Annotated in this window: 14 protein-coding genes; 6 read left to right on the plus strand and 8 right to left on the minus strand. The window is 68.6% G+C overall.

Features of this window, described 5'->3' with window-relative positions:
* Nucleotides 1–29: 29 nt before the first annotated feature.
* On the plus strand, nt 30–1,520 hold the full coding sequence (locus AC1DYD_RS03865) for a M48 family metalloprotease (protein ID WP_478171443.1): 1,491 nt from the start codon (nt 30–32) through the stop codon (nt 1,518–1,520).
* 23 nt (nt 1,521–1,543) lie between these two features.
* On the opposite strand, the gene AC1DYD_RS03870 is transcribed toward AC1DYD_RS03865, so the two are convergent.
* The 3 genes from AC1DYD_RS03870 to AC1DYD_RS03880 are packed head-to-tail and all read right to left on the minus strand — an operon-like array spanning nt 1,544 to nt 3,164.
* Nucleotides 1,544–1,900 (minus strand): phage holin family protein, encoded by a 357-nt coding sequence (locus tag AC1DYD_RS03870; RefSeq protein WP_478171418.1) that lies wholly within the window; start codon nt 1,898–1,900, stop codon nt 1,544–1,546.
* An 18-nt stretch (nt 1,901–1,918) separates the two neighbouring features.
* Nucleotides 1,919–2,374: a hypothetical protein gene (locus AC1DYD_RS03875; protein WP_478171419.1), complete on the minus strand. Its 456-nt coding sequence runs from the start codon at nt 2,372–2,374 to the stop codon at nt 1,919–1,921.
* Nucleotides 2,375–2,426: 52 nt separating this feature from the next.
* Nucleotides 2,427–3,164, minus strand: coding sequence for a TerC family protein (locus AC1DYD_RS03880; protein WP_478171420.1), 738 nt, complete (start codon nt 3,162–3,164; stop codon nt 2,427–2,429).
* Between the two features lie 415 nt (nt 3,165–3,579).
* On the opposite strand from AC1DYD_RS03880, the gene AC1DYD_RS03885 reads away from it, so the two are divergent.
* Nucleotides 3,580–4,029, plus strand: a complete 450-nt coding sequence (locus tag AC1DYD_RS03885; protein ID WP_478171421.1) for a DUF3717 domain-containing protein — start codon at nt 3,580–3,582, stop codon at nt 4,027–4,029.
* A gap of 5 nt (nt 4,030–4,034) precedes the next feature.
* On the plus strand, nt 4,035–4,334 hold the full coding sequence (locus AC1DYD_RS03890) for a DUF2007 domain-containing protein (protein WP_478171422.1): 300 nt from the start codon (nt 4,035–4,037) through the stop codon (nt 4,332–4,334).
* A 228-nt stretch (nt 4,335–4,562) separates the two neighbouring features.
* Here AC1DYD_RS03890 and AC1DYD_RS03895 read toward each other — a convergent pair whose 3' ends face one another.
* Both AC1DYD_RS03895 and purB read right to left on the minus strand, forming a co-directional pair.
* Nucleotides 4,563–5,123, minus strand: a complete 561-nt coding sequence (locus AC1DYD_RS03895; protein WP_478171423.1) for a YaeQ family protein — start codon at nt 5,121–5,123, stop codon at nt 4,563–4,565.
* 163 nt (nt 5,124–5,286) lie between these two features.
* The gene (purB, locus tag AC1DYD_RS03900) at nt 5,287–6,666 is read right to left on the minus strand and encodes an adenylosuccinate lyase (RefSeq protein WP_478171424.1); all 1,380 of its coding nucleotides are present in this window, start codon (nt 6,664–6,666) and stop codon (nt 5,287–5,289) included.
* Between the two features lie 122 nt (nt 6,667–6,788).
* Between purB and AC1DYD_RS03905 the strand changes: the two genes are divergently transcribed.
* Nucleotides 6,789–7,400, plus strand: coding sequence for a glutathione S-transferase N-terminal domain-containing protein (locus AC1DYD_RS03905; protein ID WP_478171425.1), 612 nt, complete (start codon nt 6,789–6,791; stop codon nt 7,398–7,400).
* A 473-nt stretch (nt 7,401–7,873) separates the two neighbouring features.
* Here the strand turns inward: AC1DYD_RS03905 and AC1DYD_RS03910 are convergent, their stop codons facing one another.
* On the minus strand, nt 7,874–8,482 hold the full coding sequence (locus tag AC1DYD_RS03910; protein WP_478171444.1) for a glutathione peroxidase: 609 nt from the start codon (nt 8,480–8,482) through the stop codon (nt 7,874–7,876).
* 154 nt (nt 8,483–8,636) lie between these two features.
* Between AC1DYD_RS03910 and AC1DYD_RS03915 the strand changes: the two genes are divergently transcribed.
* Nucleotides 8,637–9,494: a ferritin family protein gene (locus tag AC1DYD_RS03915; RefSeq protein ID WP_478171426.1), complete on the plus strand. Its 858-nt coding sequence runs from the start codon at nt 8,637–8,639 to the stop codon at nt 9,492–9,494.
* Between the two features lie 16 nt (nt 9,495–9,510).
* On the opposite strand, the gene AC1DYD_RS03920 is transcribed toward AC1DYD_RS03915, so the two are convergent.
* The gene (locus AC1DYD_RS03920; protein WP_478171427.1) at nt 9,511–10,572 is read right to left on the minus strand and encodes a septal ring lytic transglycosylase RlpA family protein; all 1,062 of its coding nucleotides are present in this window, start codon (nt 10,570–10,572) and stop codon (nt 9,511–9,513) included.
* Nucleotides 10,565–13,348: a bifunctional [glutamate--ammonia ligase]-adenylyl-L-tyrosine phosphorylase/[glutamate--ammonia-ligase] adenylyltransferase gene (gene glnE, locus AC1DYD_RS03925; RefSeq protein WP_478171428.1), complete on the minus strand. Its 2,784-nt coding sequence runs from the start codon at nt 13,346–13,348 to the stop codon at nt 10,565–10,567. Before glnE ends, AC1DYD_RS03920 begins: the two co-directional genes overlap by 8 nt.
* A gap of 25 nt (nt 13,349–13,373) precedes the next feature.
* On the opposite strand from glnE, the gene AC1DYD_RS03930 reads away from it, so the two are divergent.
* A partial coding sequence (locus AC1DYD_RS03930; protein ID WP_478171429.1) for a YhdP family phospholipid transporter occupies nt 13,374–14,701 on the plus strand: 1,328 nt, incomplete at its 3' end.

Below are 14,701 nucleotides of genomic sequence, written 5' to 3' on the forward strand. Positions count from 1 at the left end.
TGCTGCGCGGCCTGTGCGCCGGGCTGCTGATGGCCGCGCAGATCGCGCTGCCGTTCCGCGCGCAGGCCCAATTGCTGCCCGGCATGGGCGACGGCGGCGAGATGACCGCCAGCGCCGAGCGGCACCTGGGCGATCAGATCGCCCGCGAGCTCTACCGCGACCCGGACTACATCGACGACCCGGTGCTGGCCGAGTACGTGCAGGACATCTGGCAGCGCCTGCTGGCGGCTGCGCGGCTGCGCGGCGAACTCACGCCCGAACTCGACGAGCGCTTCGCCTGGACCGTCCTGCTGGGCCGCGACCGCAACATCAACGCCTTCGCGCTGCCCGGCGGCTACCTCGGGCTCAACCTGGGGCTGGTGGCGGTGGTCGGCAGCCGGGACGAACTGGCCACCGTGCTCGGCCACGAGTTGTCCCACGTCACGCAGCGCCACATCGCGCGCATCATGACCAAGCAGAGCCAGCAGATGCCGCTGATGCTGGCCGCGATGGTGCTCGGCGTGATCGCCGCCAGCAAGAGCCGCAGCGGCGATGCCGGCCAGGCGATGATCATGGGCGGCCAGGCGATGTTCATGCAGAACCAGCTGAGCTTCTCGCGCGACATGGAGCGCGAGGCCGACCGCGTCGGCTTCGGCGTGATGACCCAGGCCGGCTTCGCGCCGCAGGGCGCGGCGGCGATGTTCGAGAAGCTGCAGTACGCCTCGCGGCTCAACGACAACGGCTCCTACCCCTACCTGCGCAGCCACCCGCTCAACAGCGAGCGGATCGCCGACATGCAGGGCCGCTTCCAGTTCAAGCCCGGCACTGCGGCGACGCTGCCGCTGGTGACGGACCACGCGATGATCACCGCCCGCGCCCGGGTGCTCACCCGTCCCGGCGTCGACGTGCTGCGCCAATGGGCCGATGCGCCCGGTGGCAGCGAGTTCGCGCGCAGTTCGCCGGCGCAGCAGGCGGGCATGCTCTATGCGGCGGCGCTGTCGGCCATCGAGCTGCGTGATTTCAAGGCGGCCCGCGCGCTGGTCCAGCAACTGATCGCGCGCACCGCGGGCGATCCACCTTCGGCGCGGCTGGCCCGGCTGCTGTCGGCCGAGATCGAACTGGCGGCCGGTGCGGCACCGGCTGCGGCGGCCCTGCTCAACCCGAAGGCCAAGGATCGTCCCGAGATGCTGCTGTCGGCGCAGGCCGCGGTCGCCGGCCGCAGCCCGGCGCCGATGATTCCGACGCTGCGCGACTGGGTCGCCACCCATCCGCGCGATGCCACCGCCTGGCGCACGCTCGGCAACCTGTACGGCGCCAACAACGAGCCGGTCAGCGCCGTCCGCGCCGATGCCGAGGCCAACGTCGCCATCCTCGACTTCATGGCGGCCCGCGACCGCTTCAAGGCCGCGCAGGACCTGATCCGCAAGCCCGGCTCGGTGCCGATCGACCACTACGAGGCATCGATCGTCGATACCCGCGCCCGTGCCATCGACGCGCTCGTCAGGGAGCAGGCCGCCGAGGCCAGGCAGCAGCAGCGGTAGAAAGAGGCGCGGCGCTCAGACCTTCAGCGCTGCCTCGAGAACAGCCCGCCGAGCGCCGACTCGATCAGCACGCCGAGCAGCGAATAGATCAGCGAGCCGAGCAGCGCGGCGAGGAAGCTGTCGACGTGGAAGCCCGACAGCAGCCCGGAGGCGGCCCAGAAGAGCAGGGCGTTGATCACGAACAGGAACAGGCCCAGCGTGACGATGGTGACCGGCAGGGTCAGCACCACCAGCACCGGCCGCACGAACATGTTGAGCAGGCCGATCACGGCGGCTGCCAGCAGCGCCGAGGCGTAGGTGGTGACCTGGACGCCGCTGTAGAGATAGGCCACCGCCAGCAGCGCGAACGCGCTGAGCAGCCACTTGAATAGAAGTCGCATCCGGCGCCTGCCGCCAGCTTACTCGGACAGCTCGTTGGCGAGCACCAGCAGCGCGCCCATGCCGATCACCGCGCCGGGCAGCGCCCATCCCGAATGGCCGGCCGGCGGCACGTCGGGGGCCACGGGTTCGAGGTCGACGCCGACCTTCGGCCGGCGGGCATCGACCACCCGCGCGGCCCCATGCGCCAGCTTCAGGCGCTGCGTCAGTTCGGTCAACGGCCCCTTGGCCAGCACCGGCGTCACTTGCGCATCGCCGACCGCCAGCAGGGGCAGCAGCTGCGCCTGCACCTTGGCGAACCACTTGGCACGCCAGTTCTCGCGCGCGCTGTGGCTGACCCACTTGCTGATGTGGCGGGTCATGCGCGGCGCGCAAGCCACCAGCACCCACTGGCGCACGCCGGCGTCGGCCGGCGCCCGGGCGAGAAACTCGCGCGCGTAGGCCGCATCGTCCACGTACAGAATGACCTTTTCCATGATTGCTCCTTGGGTTGGTTGGAGTGGCAGAGACATCAACGGATCGAAGGGGTCAGGCGGTGACCGTGTCGGCGGACTTCGGACGGCGCGACGCCACCCATCTGCCGATCACCAGCACCAGGACCGCGCCAATGACGCCCGCTGCGTAGCGCACCACGTCGCTCTGCGGCAGCTTGGGTACCCAGGTCCAGGCGGCCGGGTTGGCCACCGACGGATCGGACACCGCCATGGTGCCGGCGATCCAGCCCAGCAGCATGCCGCCCAGCGTGATGATCAGCGGGAAGCGGTCCATCAGCTTGATGACCAGCTGGCTGCCCCAGACGATGATCGGGATGCTGACCAGCAGGCCGAAGATCACGAGCGGCATCTGGTGGCCTTCGCCGGCGCCCTGCGCGGCGCCCGCGATCGCGATCACGTTGTCGACGCTCATCACCAGGTCGGCCACGATGACGGTCTTGACCGCGGCCCAGAGCTTGTCGCTGGCTGCGATGTTGCCGTGCGCATCGTCATGCTCGGGGGCCAGCAGCTTGACGCCGATCCACAGCAGCAGGATGGCGCCGGCCAGTTTCAGGAACGGGATCGCCAGCAGCGTCAGCGCGAAGAAGATCAGGACCACGCGCAGCACGATGGCGCCGGCGGTGCCCCACAGGATGCCCTTGGTGCGCTGGGCCGGCGGCAGCTTGCGGCAGGCCAGCGCGATCACGACCGCGTTGTCGCCACCCAGCAGGATGTCGATCATGATGATCTGGCCGACGGCGACCCAGAATTCGGGGGTTAGGAATAGCTCCATGAAGTTCTCTCTGTTTTCGTTTCACTCCCGCTCGCGTGGATCGGATGAGGCGTTGATGAGAGAACGGAGTCTCGGGGGGATTGCAACGCTTCGATCAAACCCGCGAGGGCTTATATCGAAGGTCTTGCATGACAGCACGCGGCTGCCCGACAGGCCGGAAGTGTTTTGCTTCGTATTGACGACCTGGCGAACCCACTCTCTCGAGAGCGAGTGGGAGCTACTCCCCTTCGTGGACGGAATTAGAGCATCGCGGCCGTGGCCTGGCAACTCGGGCCGGCTGCCCTCTTGAGAAAAAAGCGCTGTAAGTCCTTGCTGCGAAAAGCCTTGATGCTACGAATTTCATAGCAATCAATTCCTTCAACGGGTGCGGGACATTGCTCGGACTATGATGCGCGCTCGCTTTTTTTCGTCCCCCATGGCCGCCATTCACATCACCGACATCGAGGCCGCCATCAACTTCTGGCGCGACCGGAAGCCTTCGCCCGATGGCATCACGCTGGCCCCCGAGCTGCGGGCGCTGGCCGAGGTCTACGCGTTGATGGTGTTCCACCACGAAGACGAGGTCGACGAGGTCGGCTTTCCCGCCGCGGCCTGGGCCGCCTGGCTGGCCTGGTACCAGAGCACGCCCGACACGCCCTGCATCGCCATCTGCTCCACCAGCCAGGGCGACGACGAGTGCAAGGGCTGCGGGCGCAGCTTCGACGAAGTGCAGCATTGGCCCGCGATGACGCCGGCCGAGAAGCGCTCGACCTGGCGCCGCATCACGATGCAGGACAGCGCCTGGCGCTTCAACAAGTATGCCGAGCGCGCGCGCGAGGCCGGCCAGGTCCGGCCGGAGGACGCACTGCCCGATCCGGCCGGCTGAATGCGATGCGGCGCCTGGCCCAAGCTCCGAACCTCGCGATCGCGACGCTGTGGGTGCAGATGCTGCGCGACGACGGCATCGGCGCCTCGGTGCAGCGCGAGTACCTCGGGGCCGCGGCCGGCCAGCTGCCGCCCGACCAGTGCCTGCCGGAGATCTGGATCGAGAACGAGGCCCAGTTCGCGCTCGCCGAGCGGCTGCTGCATGACCTGCGCCATCGCCCCCAGCGCCGCTGGGAATGCAGCTGCGGGGAGCTGGTGGAGGGCGGGTTCGAGCAGTGCTGGCGCTGCGGCGCGATGATGCCGTAGGGCTGGCCCCCACGCTCCCTCACTTCGTGTGGTCGCTGCCCCCCGGGGGGGCCGCAGGCCGCCTTGGGGCGGCCCGGCGCCGGCCTGGCTGGCCCCCACGCTCCCTCACTTCGTGTGGTCGCTGCCCCCCGAGGGGGCGCAGACCGCCTTGGGGCGGCCCGGCGCCGGCCTGGCCGGCCCCCACGCGCCGTCACTGCGTGTACTTGCTGCCCCCGAGGGGGCGCCGGCCTACCGCAGCCTGACCGGCTCGATGTCGATGCTGTGCTTGCCGTCGCCCAGCATCAGCGTGCCTTCCTGGATCGTGGCCTGAAGCTGCATCGAGCGCTGCGCCAGCGCCGCCAGCGACTGCGAGGCCGCCGTCGGAACCCTGAACACGCTGAGGTTCTGCGGCCGGGTCAGCTTGTTCTCGATGCCGCGCCACCAGATCTCGGCGGCGTGGTTGAAGCAGTAGACGATCACCTCGTCGGCCTTGCCGCAGGCCTTGATCACCGGCTTGTCCTCCGGCTGGCCGACTTCGATCCAGAGCTTCACCTGGCCGGTGAAATCACGCAGCCAGACATCGGGCTCGTCCGGATTCGACAGGCCGGCACCGAAGGCCAGCGTGCCGTCGCCGTTGCACACGTCCTGCAGCTTGTGGGCGTTGAGGGCCAGCGCGACCAGCCGGATCATCATCCGCTCGTCGGTCTCGCTGGGATGGCGCGCCAGGGTTAGCGCGTGGTCGGCGTAGTAGTTGTGGTCGATGTCGGCGACCGCGAGACTGGCCTTGAAGATGGTCGATTTGAGCGCCATCAGATCCGCCGCCGGGCCGCCCCAAGGCGGATCAGCCCCCTCGGGGGGCAGCGAGGACACGAAGTGCCGAGCGTGGGGGCATTGATTCGCCGCCGGGCCGCCCCAAGGCGGATCAGCCCCCTCGGGGGGCAGCGAGGACACGAAGTGCCGAGCGTGGGGGCCTTCATGCCCGCCGGGCCAGTTCGGCTGCCTTGCCGATGTAGCTGGCCGGCGTCATGGCCAGCAGGCGCTCTTTCTCGGCCTCGGGGATCTCCAGCGCGCGGATCAGCCCTTGCAGCGCCTCGGCGGTCACGGTCTTGCCGCGCGTGACTTCCTTCAGCTGCTCGTAGGCGCCCTGGACGCCGAAACGCCGCATCACGGTCTGGATCGGCTCGGCCAGTACTTCCCACGCGGCGTCGAGGTCGTCGGCCAGCGCTTCCTCGTTGAGTTCGAGCTTGCCCATCCCGGTCGCCAGGCTGGCGTAGGCCAGGGTGGCATAGCCGAAGGCGACACCGATATTGCGCAGCACGGTGCTGTCGGTCAGGTCGCGCTGCCAGCGACTGATCGGCAGCTTCTCGCTCAGGTGGCGCAGCACCGCGTTGGCCAGGCCCAGGTTGCCCTCGGCATTCTCGAAATCGATCGGATTGACCTTGTGCGGCATGGTCGAGGAGCCGATCTCGCCCGGCTTGAGCCGCTGCTTGAAATAGCCCAGGCTGACGTAGCCCCAGATGTCGCGCGAGAAGTCGAGCAGGATGGTGTTGGCGCGTGCCACGGCATCGAACAGTTCGGCCATGTAGTCGTGCGGCTCGATCTGGATGCTGTAGGGCTGGAAGCTCAGGCCCAGGCCGAGCGGCGCGGGCGTCTCGACCACCTTGCGGCTGAAGGCCTCCCAGTCGAACTCGGGCCACGCCGCCATGTGGGCGTTGTAGTTGCCGACGGCGCCGTTCATCTTGCCCAGCAGCTGCACGCTGGCGATCTGCTCGCGCGCCTTGGCCAGCCGCACCGCGACGTTCGCGAGTTCCTTGCCGACCGTGGTCGGGCTCGCGGTCTGGCCATGGGTGCGCGAGAGCATCGACACGCCGGCGAACTTGTGGGCCATGTCGCGCAGGGTGGCGATCAGGCCATCGATGGCCGGCAGCATGACCTTTTCGCGCGCGGCCTGGATCTGCAGCGCGTGGCTGGTGTTGTTGATGTCCTCGCTGGTGCAGGCGAAATGGACGAACTCGGAGGCGGCCAGCAGTTCCGGACGGGCCTCGAACTTCGACTTGATCCAGTACTCGACCGCTTTCACATCGTGGTTGGTGGTCTTCTCGATCTGTTTGATCGCGACGGCGTCGGCCTCCGAGAAATTGGAGACCAGGCCGAGCAGGTATTTGCGGGCCCCGCCCGTGAGCGGCTTGAATTCGGCGAAGCCGCAGTCCGAGAGGGCGATGAACCACGCCACCTCGACCTGCACGCGCCGGTGCATGTAGCCCTGTTCGCTCATCAGCGGACGCAGCGCCGAGAGCTTGGCCGCATAGCGGCCATCAAGGGGGGAAAGGGCGGAGACGGTGGAGAAACTCATGGGCCAATTTTAGGTTGCGCCACGGCCGAAGCAATTTCGCCGCCATCGGCGCAATATTCCGTGACTCGCATTCCCCTAGAATCAAAGCGCTACAACGATGACCCAGATGGGGGAGTGCCTGCATGAAACTGATCGGATCCGCTGCCAGCCCGTACGTGCGCAAGGTGCGCGTGGTCATGGCCGAGAAGCGGCTCGATTACCAGTTCGTGATCGAAGACGTCTGGTCTGCCGACACCACGATTTCCAGTTCCAACCCGCTTGGCAAGGTGCCTTGCCTGATCATGGACGGCAGCGAGGCGATGTTCGATTCGCGCGTGATCGTCGAATACCTCGACACCCTGTCGCCGGTCGGCAAGCTGATTCCGCAGCAGAGCCGCGAGCGCGCGGAGGTCAAGACCTGGGAGGCGCTGGCCGATGGCGTGATGGACGCCGGCCTGCTGCTGCGCATGGAGGCCACCTGGGTGCACCGCGCCGACAGCGAGCGCAGCCAGGCCTGGATGGACCGGCAGCGCGGCAAGATCAATGCCGGCATCGCGGCGATGGCCAAGGGCCTGGCCGACAAGCCCTTCTGCAGCGGCATTCACCTGAGCCTGTCCGACATCGCCGTCGGCTGCGTGCTGGGCTGGCTCGACTATCGCTTCCCCGAGATCGACTGGCGCGCCGACCGCTCCAACCTGGTCCGCCTCTACGACAAGCTGATGCTCCGCCCCAGCTTCGCTGAAACGAAACCTTGAACACCCCCAGGTTGGCTCACTGCGTGTAGCCGCCCACCCCCTTGCAGGGGGCGTCGCCAGCGGCCCGGCAAAGCCGGTTCCGCGGCAACTCCCGAACAGGCGCGTGCGACGCACCGCCCGGAAAAAAGCCCCCAGCGACGGGGGCTTTTTGCTTTGCGAGGCCGGCGTAGCCAGGCCCGTTGGTGAAACACCGCGGAACCGGCTTTGCCGGGCCGCCGGTGTTGCCCCCGGCAGGGGGTGGGCGGGCTACACGAAGTGAGCCCAACCTGGGGGCGAGCAATAAAGATGTTACGAGGCGCCCCGACGCGAAGGAGGGAGGGAGGGAGGAGGAGAAGAATCGCCTCGGGATTTCAACCTGGCGGCAGGCGCCAGGAAGACCTCGCAACATGAAAACCGACCGGACCCTTCGTGCCCGGAAACGGTATGAGCGCAGGTTGGCGAGCCGGTTCCTGGCGATAGGTAAGCGTTTGTGACTAGTTCGAGAGTGCTGCAGAAGTGGGTTTCGCCGCCGCCAGCGGTGCGGCGTCCAGCTGCTTCTCGATCTCCCGCACGAACGCGCGGTCGTCCGGTGCCGTCATGCTCGAATAGGCGTCAACCACCTTGCCGTCGCGGCCGATCAGGTACTTGTAGAAGTTCCATTTCGGGGTGGTCCCGGAGCGCTGGGCCAGTTGCTTGAAAAGCGCGCTGGCGTCGGGGCCGCGAACCGAGGATTTCGCGAACATCGGAAATTTGACGCCGAAGGTGTTTTCGCAGAATTCGGCGATCTCCTTGTTCGAGCCGGCCTCCTGGGCGAAATCGTTCGACGGAAAGCCGAGCACCACGAGCCCTCGGGCGCGGTATTTGCCGTCGAGCGCCTCGAGGCCCTTGTACTGGGGCGTGAAGCCGCAGAAGCTGGCGGTATTGACCACCAGCACGACCTTGCCCGCGTACTGGCACAAGGACTGGGGCTTTTCATCCTGGAGCCGCGGAAAGGTGTGCTGCAGGATGGCCGGGCAGCCGGATGAGGCAGCGGCTGCGGCCTGGGCGCCGGCCTCGGACGGGAGCAGGCAGAACGCCAGCGCCATGGCCGGAAACAATGGCATTAGGATTCCGAAGGGTATTCGCATGGCGGTCTTCCCGAGTGAAAAAGGATCTCGAATTCGCCGCGTCCGGGGCGCGCGGATTTGCATCGTCGCGCGCCTGTCACGTGCTTGCCGAGCCGGCCGACTAAAATCCGGCGGCTTAAGAAAGACATTGATGCTTTATCCGGAACTCTTCAGACAACTCGAATCTGTCCGCTGGGACATGGACAAGGATATTCCTTGGCAGTCTTTCGACGCAACCCTGCTCACCGAAGAGCAGGCCCAGACCATCAAGATGAACGCGATCACGGAATGGGCGGCACTGCCGGCCACCGAGATGTTCCTGCGCGACAACCGCCATGACAGCGACTTCTCGGCCTTCATGTCGATCTGGTTCTTCGAGGAGCAGAAGCATTCGCTGGTGCTGATGGAGTACCTGAAGCGCTTCAGCCCGCAGCATGCACCGACCGAGCAGGAACTGCACGACGTGCGCTTCGATTTCGACCCGGCCCCGCCGCTCGAGACCCTGATGCTGCATTTCTGCGGCGAGATCCGCCTGAACCACTGGTATCGCCGTGCGGCCGAATGGCATACCGAGCCGGTCATCAAGCACATCTACACCACGCTGAGCCAGGACGAGGCGCGCCACGGCGGCGCCTACCTGCGTTACATGAAGCGCGCCATGGAGAAGTTCGGCGACGAGGCGCGTTCGGCCTTCACCAAGGTCGGCGTGCTGATGGCCAGCGCGCGCCGCACCGCGCAGGCGCTGCATCCGACCAACCTGCACGTCAACAAGGCGCTGTTCCCGAACGACACGATCCAGAGCCGCGTGCCCGATCCCGACTGGCTCGAACATTGGCTCGACAAGCAGATCAAGTTCGATGCCGTCTGGGAAAGCAAGGTCGGCGAGCGGATCCTGCACAACCTGAGCCTGCTGATGAACCGCAGCTTCAAGACGGTGCAGGAGCTCAACCGCTACCGCAAGGAACTGGCGGCTTCCCTGGGCCCGAAGCCCGAATACCAGGGCGCCTGACCCCGTCGCGGCGCTTTCAGCGCCGCTCGACGATCACCGGGGCCAACTGCAATCCATTGCGGACCTGTTCGGCCGTTTCGCGCGCCAGGTCACGCGATGCGAAGGGCCCGGCTTGCAGGCGGTGGGTTCCGCTTTCGCTGAAGACGTTGAGGCTGCCCGCCAGCGGCGGCATTTCGCGCGCCACCCGCTGCAGGAAGCGCAGCGCGCCGTCGCGCTGGCTGAAGGCGCCGAGTTGCACCCAGTAACCAGGTCCAGGTCCGGCGGCGGACGCACGCGGAGCCGGCGGCGCATCCTGCATCTGGGCCGGTGCTGCGGCCGGCGGCGCGGCGAGCGGCGCCATCGGCGGCAGTGCCGTGATCTCCATGGCGTCGTAGCGCGACGTGGCCACCACCGGCGCGGTCAGCGCGGCAGGCACCGCGACGCTGTCCACGGGGGCAACGGGTGCAAGCGCCGCCGTGGACGCGACGGTGGCCGAGTCCGGCATCGCCCGCTGCGCCAGCACCGGCGTGTCGCCGCGCCGCCAGGCGCCGGTGCGGATGTCCTCGTTGGTGATGCGCTCGATCTCGACCGGTGCGACGCCGCGCAGCAGATCGAGCTTGAGCGCGGCGGTGTAGCTCAGATCGATCACCCGGTCGTCGTGGAACGGGCCGCGGTCGTTGACCCGCACGATCACCTCGCGCCCGTTGGCCGGATTGCGCACCCGCACGTAGCTCGGCAGCGGCAGCGTCTTGTGCGCCGCCGTCATCGCGTACATGTCGTAGGGCTCGCCGCTGGCGGTCGACTGGGCGTGGAACTTGGTGCCGTACCACGATGCGAGCCCGCTTTCGCGAAACGGCCGGTCGTCGACGATGGGCGTGTACGACCGACCGAGCACCACATACGGCTTGCTGGTGCCGCCGCTGCCGCGGATGGGCTCGACGCGGGGTTCGGCGTCGGGCACCTGGCTCAGGCCGGTGGGCGGACTGGCCGCGGCACCGTCGCGTCCGCCGCGCGGCCCGCTGGCGCAGCCCGCCAGAAGGATCAGCGTCGCCGTCGCTGTCCACGCGAGGACGCGCGGAGGCAGCTTGCGGCTAGCCAAATACGGCCTTCCACAGCGCAAGCATGGCCTCGCGCTCGGCCACCAGCGCGTCCATCGGCACCTGGGTCGGTTCCTCGTTGAGCCGGGCCCGGTGCTGCACGCGGCGCAACTCGCGGTAGGCCGACGCGGCGGCCTGGCCAACCCCCGCGGGCAGCAGGCCGGCGGCCTCGGCCCGCTGCAGCAGCGCGATGTTGCCGACGTTGGGCACCAGTTCGGGATGCGCCTTGGCTTCGGACAGCACCAGGAACTGCACTGCGAACTCGGCATCGACCATGCCGCCGGGGCTGTGCTTGACATCGAAGCGCTCGGGCTTGACCGGGCGCGCGGCGCGCACCTTCTCGCGCATCGCGACGATCTCGGCCTTGAGGGCCTCGCGGTCGCGCGGCGCCGTGATCACGGCCTCGCGGATGCGGTCGAAGCGCTCGCCGAGCGCCGGCGCGCCCAGGACGAAGCGCGCGCGCGTCATGGCCTGGTGCTCCCAGGTCCAGGCGGTGTTGCTGCCGCGGCCGAGCTGGTATTTCTCGTAGGCCTCGAAGCTGGTGGTGAGCAGGCCCGAGCTGCCGTTGGGACGCAGCGCTGTGTCGATCTCGAACAGGTCGCCTTCGCGGGTCTTGACCGTGAGCCAGTTGATCAGCTTGCGCACATAGGCCGCATAGACCTCGCCGGCGCGCTCGTCCTCGTCGTCGTAGACGAACACGATGTCGAGGTCGCTGCCGTAGCCCAGTTCCTTGCCGCCGAGCTTGCCGTAGCCGATGATCGCGAAGCGCGGCTGCTCGCGGTGCGGATTCCGAACCTGCGGCCAGCACCAGCGCGCGGTCGCGCGCAGCACAGCCTCGGCCAGGGCGCTCAGGTCGTCGGCCACCTGCTCGACCGTGATGCGTCCGTCGACGTCGCGCGCCAGGGTGCGGAACAGCTCCGCATGGTGGGCGTGGCGCAGCAGGTTCAGCAGGCGCTCCTCGTCGGCCTCGCCGGTCTGGGTCAGCGAGCGATGGCGGTCCTCGAGCTCGCGCTCGAACTCGGCCGCGACGAAGCGCCCCGACAGCATCGCGTTGCTGGCCAATTCGTCGATCACGCCGGGATGCTGCAGCAGGTAGCGCGCCGGCCACTTGGCCGAGCCGAGCAGGCGCAGCAGCCGCTCCTGCACGGCGGGCCGCTCGACCAGCAGCGCGATGTAGCTGTCGCGCCGCAAGAGCGGCTCGATCCAGTCGGCCCAGCGCAGCGCGGCGTCGACATGGTGGCTGATCTGGCCCTGGGCGTCGCTGTCGGGTTCGCGCAGCCATTGGCCGGTACGCTGCACCAGCTGGCGCAGCCGGGCCCGGGTGTCGTCGCGCAGCGCCAGTATCCGCGGGTTCTGGGCCCAGGCCTCGATGCGCTCGGCGAAGGGCGCGGGCAGCGTCTCGATCAGGTCGGTCAGGTCGACCGGCGCCACGGCCGGCGCGCCGCCCTTGCAGCCGGAGCACGGCTTCTTGCCGCCCAGCAGCGTGTCGAACTCCTGGGCGACGAATTCGCGGTGGGTGTCGAGCTGGGCCAGGAAGGCGCAGCAATCGGCGTAGCCGAGCGTGCGCGCGATCCAGCGCAGGTCGTCGTCGTTGACCGGCAGCACGTGGGTCTGCTGGTCGTCCAGGTACTGGATGCGGTGCTCGACCCGGCGCAGGAACTCGTAGGCGGCGGCGAGTGCATCGGCGGTCTCCTGCGGCATCAGGCCGGCGCGTGCCAGGCGCTGCAGCGCATCGAGCGTGGGCCGGGTCCGCAGTTCGGGGAACCGGCCGCCGCGCACCACCTGCAGCAACTGCACGGTGAACTCGATCTCGCGGATGCCGCCGCGCGACAGCTTGACGTCGTTGGCGCGCTCGGGCCGGCCGGCGCTGCGGCGCGCCGCCTGCTCGCGAATCTGCCGGTGCAGCGTGCGCAGCGAGTCGAACACGCTGTAGTCGAGGTAGCGGCGGAAGACGAAGGGCAGCACCACGCCGCGCAGCGCCTGCGCCGAGCCGTCGGCCACCACCGCCGTGGGCGCCACCACGCGGCTCTTGAGCCATGCGAATCGCTCCCATTCGCGGCCCTGGACCTGGAAATACTCTTCGAGGGCGTCGAGCGAGACCACGCTCGGCCCGGAATTCCCGTTGGGCCGCAACGCCAGGTCGACCCGGAACACGAAGCCGTGCTCGGTGGTGTCGCCGACCAGCGCGTAGATCCGCTTGACCGCGCGTCCGAAGTACTCGTGGTTGGACAGCTGCGCGCGGCCCTCGGCATTGCCGGCGGTCTCGCCGTCCTGGTCGTAGAGGTAGATCAGGTCGATGTCGCTCGAGACGTTGAGTTCGCGGGCGCCGAGCTTGCCCATGCCGACCACCCACAGCTGGGCCCGCTGGCCGTCGGCCGCGAGCGGCGCGCCGTGGGCCTCGTCGAGCTCGGCGCAGGCCTCGCGGCAGGCGACGTCGAGCGCGAATTCGGCCAGCTCGGTGACCGCGGTGGTGACCACCGCCAGCGGCGCCTGCCGGTCGCAGTCGAGCGTGACCAGCCGCTCCATCACCAGTTGGCGCACGATGCGCAGCGCGTCGGCGGCGTTGTCGCCGCGACCGCGCAGGGCCCGATAGGCCTCGGCCATGTGGGGGCGCAGGGGTTCGCCCGGCGGCAGCAGCGACAGCTCGCCGGCATAGCGGCGGCGCAATCGCTGAACGAAGCGGGAAGATGCCGACAAGGGCGGCGAATCGGATGATGGCGGCGACCGAAGCACGGCGGCATCGGCGGCGGTGGAACCCGGCTGGGAGCTGGCGGTCATAATTCCTGACACAGCGCGATCCTCAATGAACGACACGACGTCTTCCCCTTCACGTCTGCTCAAGATCACCGCTGCGACGGCGCGCTGGTTGTTGGGTTTGCTGATCGGTGCATGGCTCCTGCTTGCGCTGTCAGTCGTTGTCCTACATCTCTGGATTGTGCCGCGAATCGGTAACTACCGTGGCGCGCTGGAGGCGCAGGCCACGCGGGCCATCGGCGTTCCCGTTCGCATCGGTTCCATCAGCGCCCGCTCGGGCGGCTTCTTTCCCACGGTCGAGCTGCGCGATCTGGTGCTGATGGACAAGCGCAGCCAGGAGGCGTTGCGGCTCGAGCGGGTGGTGGCCAGCGTGTCGCCGCGCTCGCTCTGGAACCTGAGCTTCGAGCAGCTCTACATCGAGCGGCCGCAGGTCGAGGTCCGGCGCGATGCGCTCGGCAAGCTCCATATCGCCGGGCTCGACATGTCGAGCGACACCAGCGGCGGCGGCGACGGCGCCGACTGGTTCTTCGCCCAGCGCGAGGTGGTGGTGCAGGGCGGCACCGTGCGCTGGACCGACGAACAGCGCAAGACGGCGCCGCTGCTGCTGACCGAGGTGCAGTTCGTGGCCCGCAACGGGGCCCGCAGCCACGCCATGCGCCTGGACGCCACGCCGCCGGTCGGCTGGGGCGAGCGCATCACGCTGCGCGGCCAGTTCCGCCAGCCGCTGCTGTCGGTGCGCAGCGGCAACTGGCGCACCTGGGACGGGCAGGTCTACGCCGACCTGCCTTATATCGATGTCACGCGGCTCGGCCGCTACGTCGACCTCGATGGCCGGATCCGCGAAGCCGCCGGCGGCCTGCGCATCTGGGCCGACGTCAACGACGGCGAATTCACGGGCGGCGCGGCCGACCTGGCGCTGACCCGCATCGACGCTTCGCTGGGCAAGGCGCTCGAGCCGCTGGTGCTGCGCGACGTGACCGGACGCCTGACCGGCAGGCGCGACGACGGCACGCTGGAGTTCGCCACCAGCCGGCTGCAGTTCGATACCGCCGACAACATGCGCTGGCCCGGCGGCAATCTGTGGTTCCAGCATTCGGAGGCCAAGGGCCGGAGCGCCGAACGCAGCGCCTTGCGTGCCGACCGGCTCGACCTCGCGGCACTGGCGCTGATCGCCGACCGGCTGCCGCTGGGCGATGCGACCCGCGAGCAGATCGAGGCCTACCAGCCGCGCGGCCTGGTCGAACGCATCGAGGCCAGCTGGCAAGGCGCGGCGGACCAGCCTCAGAGCTACCAGGTGAAAGGGCGCATGAGCGCATTCAGCGTCGCGTCGCGGCCCGGCGAGGCGGTGGCCCCGGCGCCGGTGCCTGCGGGTGCGAC

It is taken from the genome of Variovorax sp. P4_B11, assembly GCF_056402355.1.

Bases quoted from the DNA above. Each gene is read 5' to 3' on its own strand.
- AC1DYD_RS03865 (WP_478171443.1), top strand. From the start codon at position 30: ATGGCCGCGCAGATCGCGCTGCCGTTCCGCGCGCAGGCCCAATTGCTG.
- AC1DYD_RS03870 (WP_478171418.1), bottom strand. From the start codon at position 1,900: ATGCGACTTCTATTCAAGTGGCTGCTCAGCGCGTTCGCGCTGCTGGCG.
- AC1DYD_RS03875 (WP_478171419.1), bottom strand. From the start codon at position 2,374: ATGGAAAAGGTCATTCTGTACGTGGACGATGCGGCCTACGCGCGCGAG.
- AC1DYD_RS03880 (WP_478171420.1), bottom strand. From the start codon at position 3,164: ATGGAGCTATTCCTAACCCCCGAATTCTGGGTCGCCGTCGGCCAGATC.
- AC1DYD_RS03885 (WP_478171421.1), top strand. From the start codon at position 3,580: ATGGCCGCCATTCACATCACCGACATCGAGGCCGCCATCAACTTCTGG.
- AC1DYD_RS03890 (WP_478171422.1), top strand. From the start codon at position 4,035: ATGCGGCGCCTGGCCCAAGCTCCGAACCTCGCGATCGCGACGCTGTGG.
- AC1DYD_RS03895 (WP_478171423.1), bottom strand. From the start codon at position 5,123: ATGGCGCTCAAATCGACCATCTTCAAGGCCAGTCTCGCGGTCGCCGAC.
- purB (WP_478171424.1), bottom strand. From the start codon at position 6,666: ATGAGTTTCTCCACCGTCTCCGCCCTTTCCCCCCTTGATGGCCGCTAT.
- AC1DYD_RS03905 (WP_478171425.1), top strand. From the start codon at position 6,789: ATGAAACTGATCGGATCCGCTGCCAGCCCGTACGTGCGCAAGGTGCGC.
- AC1DYD_RS03910 (WP_478171444.1), bottom strand. From the start codon at position 8,482: ATGCCATTGTTTCCGGCCATGGCGCTGGCGTTCTGCCTGCTCCCGTCC.
- AC1DYD_RS03915 (WP_478171426.1), top strand. From the start codon at position 8,637: ATGCTTTATCCGGAACTCTTCAGACAACTCGAATCTGTCCGCTGGGAC.
- glnE (WP_478171428.1), bottom strand. From the start codon at position 13,348: ATGACCGCCAGCTCCCAGCCGGGTTCCACCGCCGCCGATGCCGCCGTG.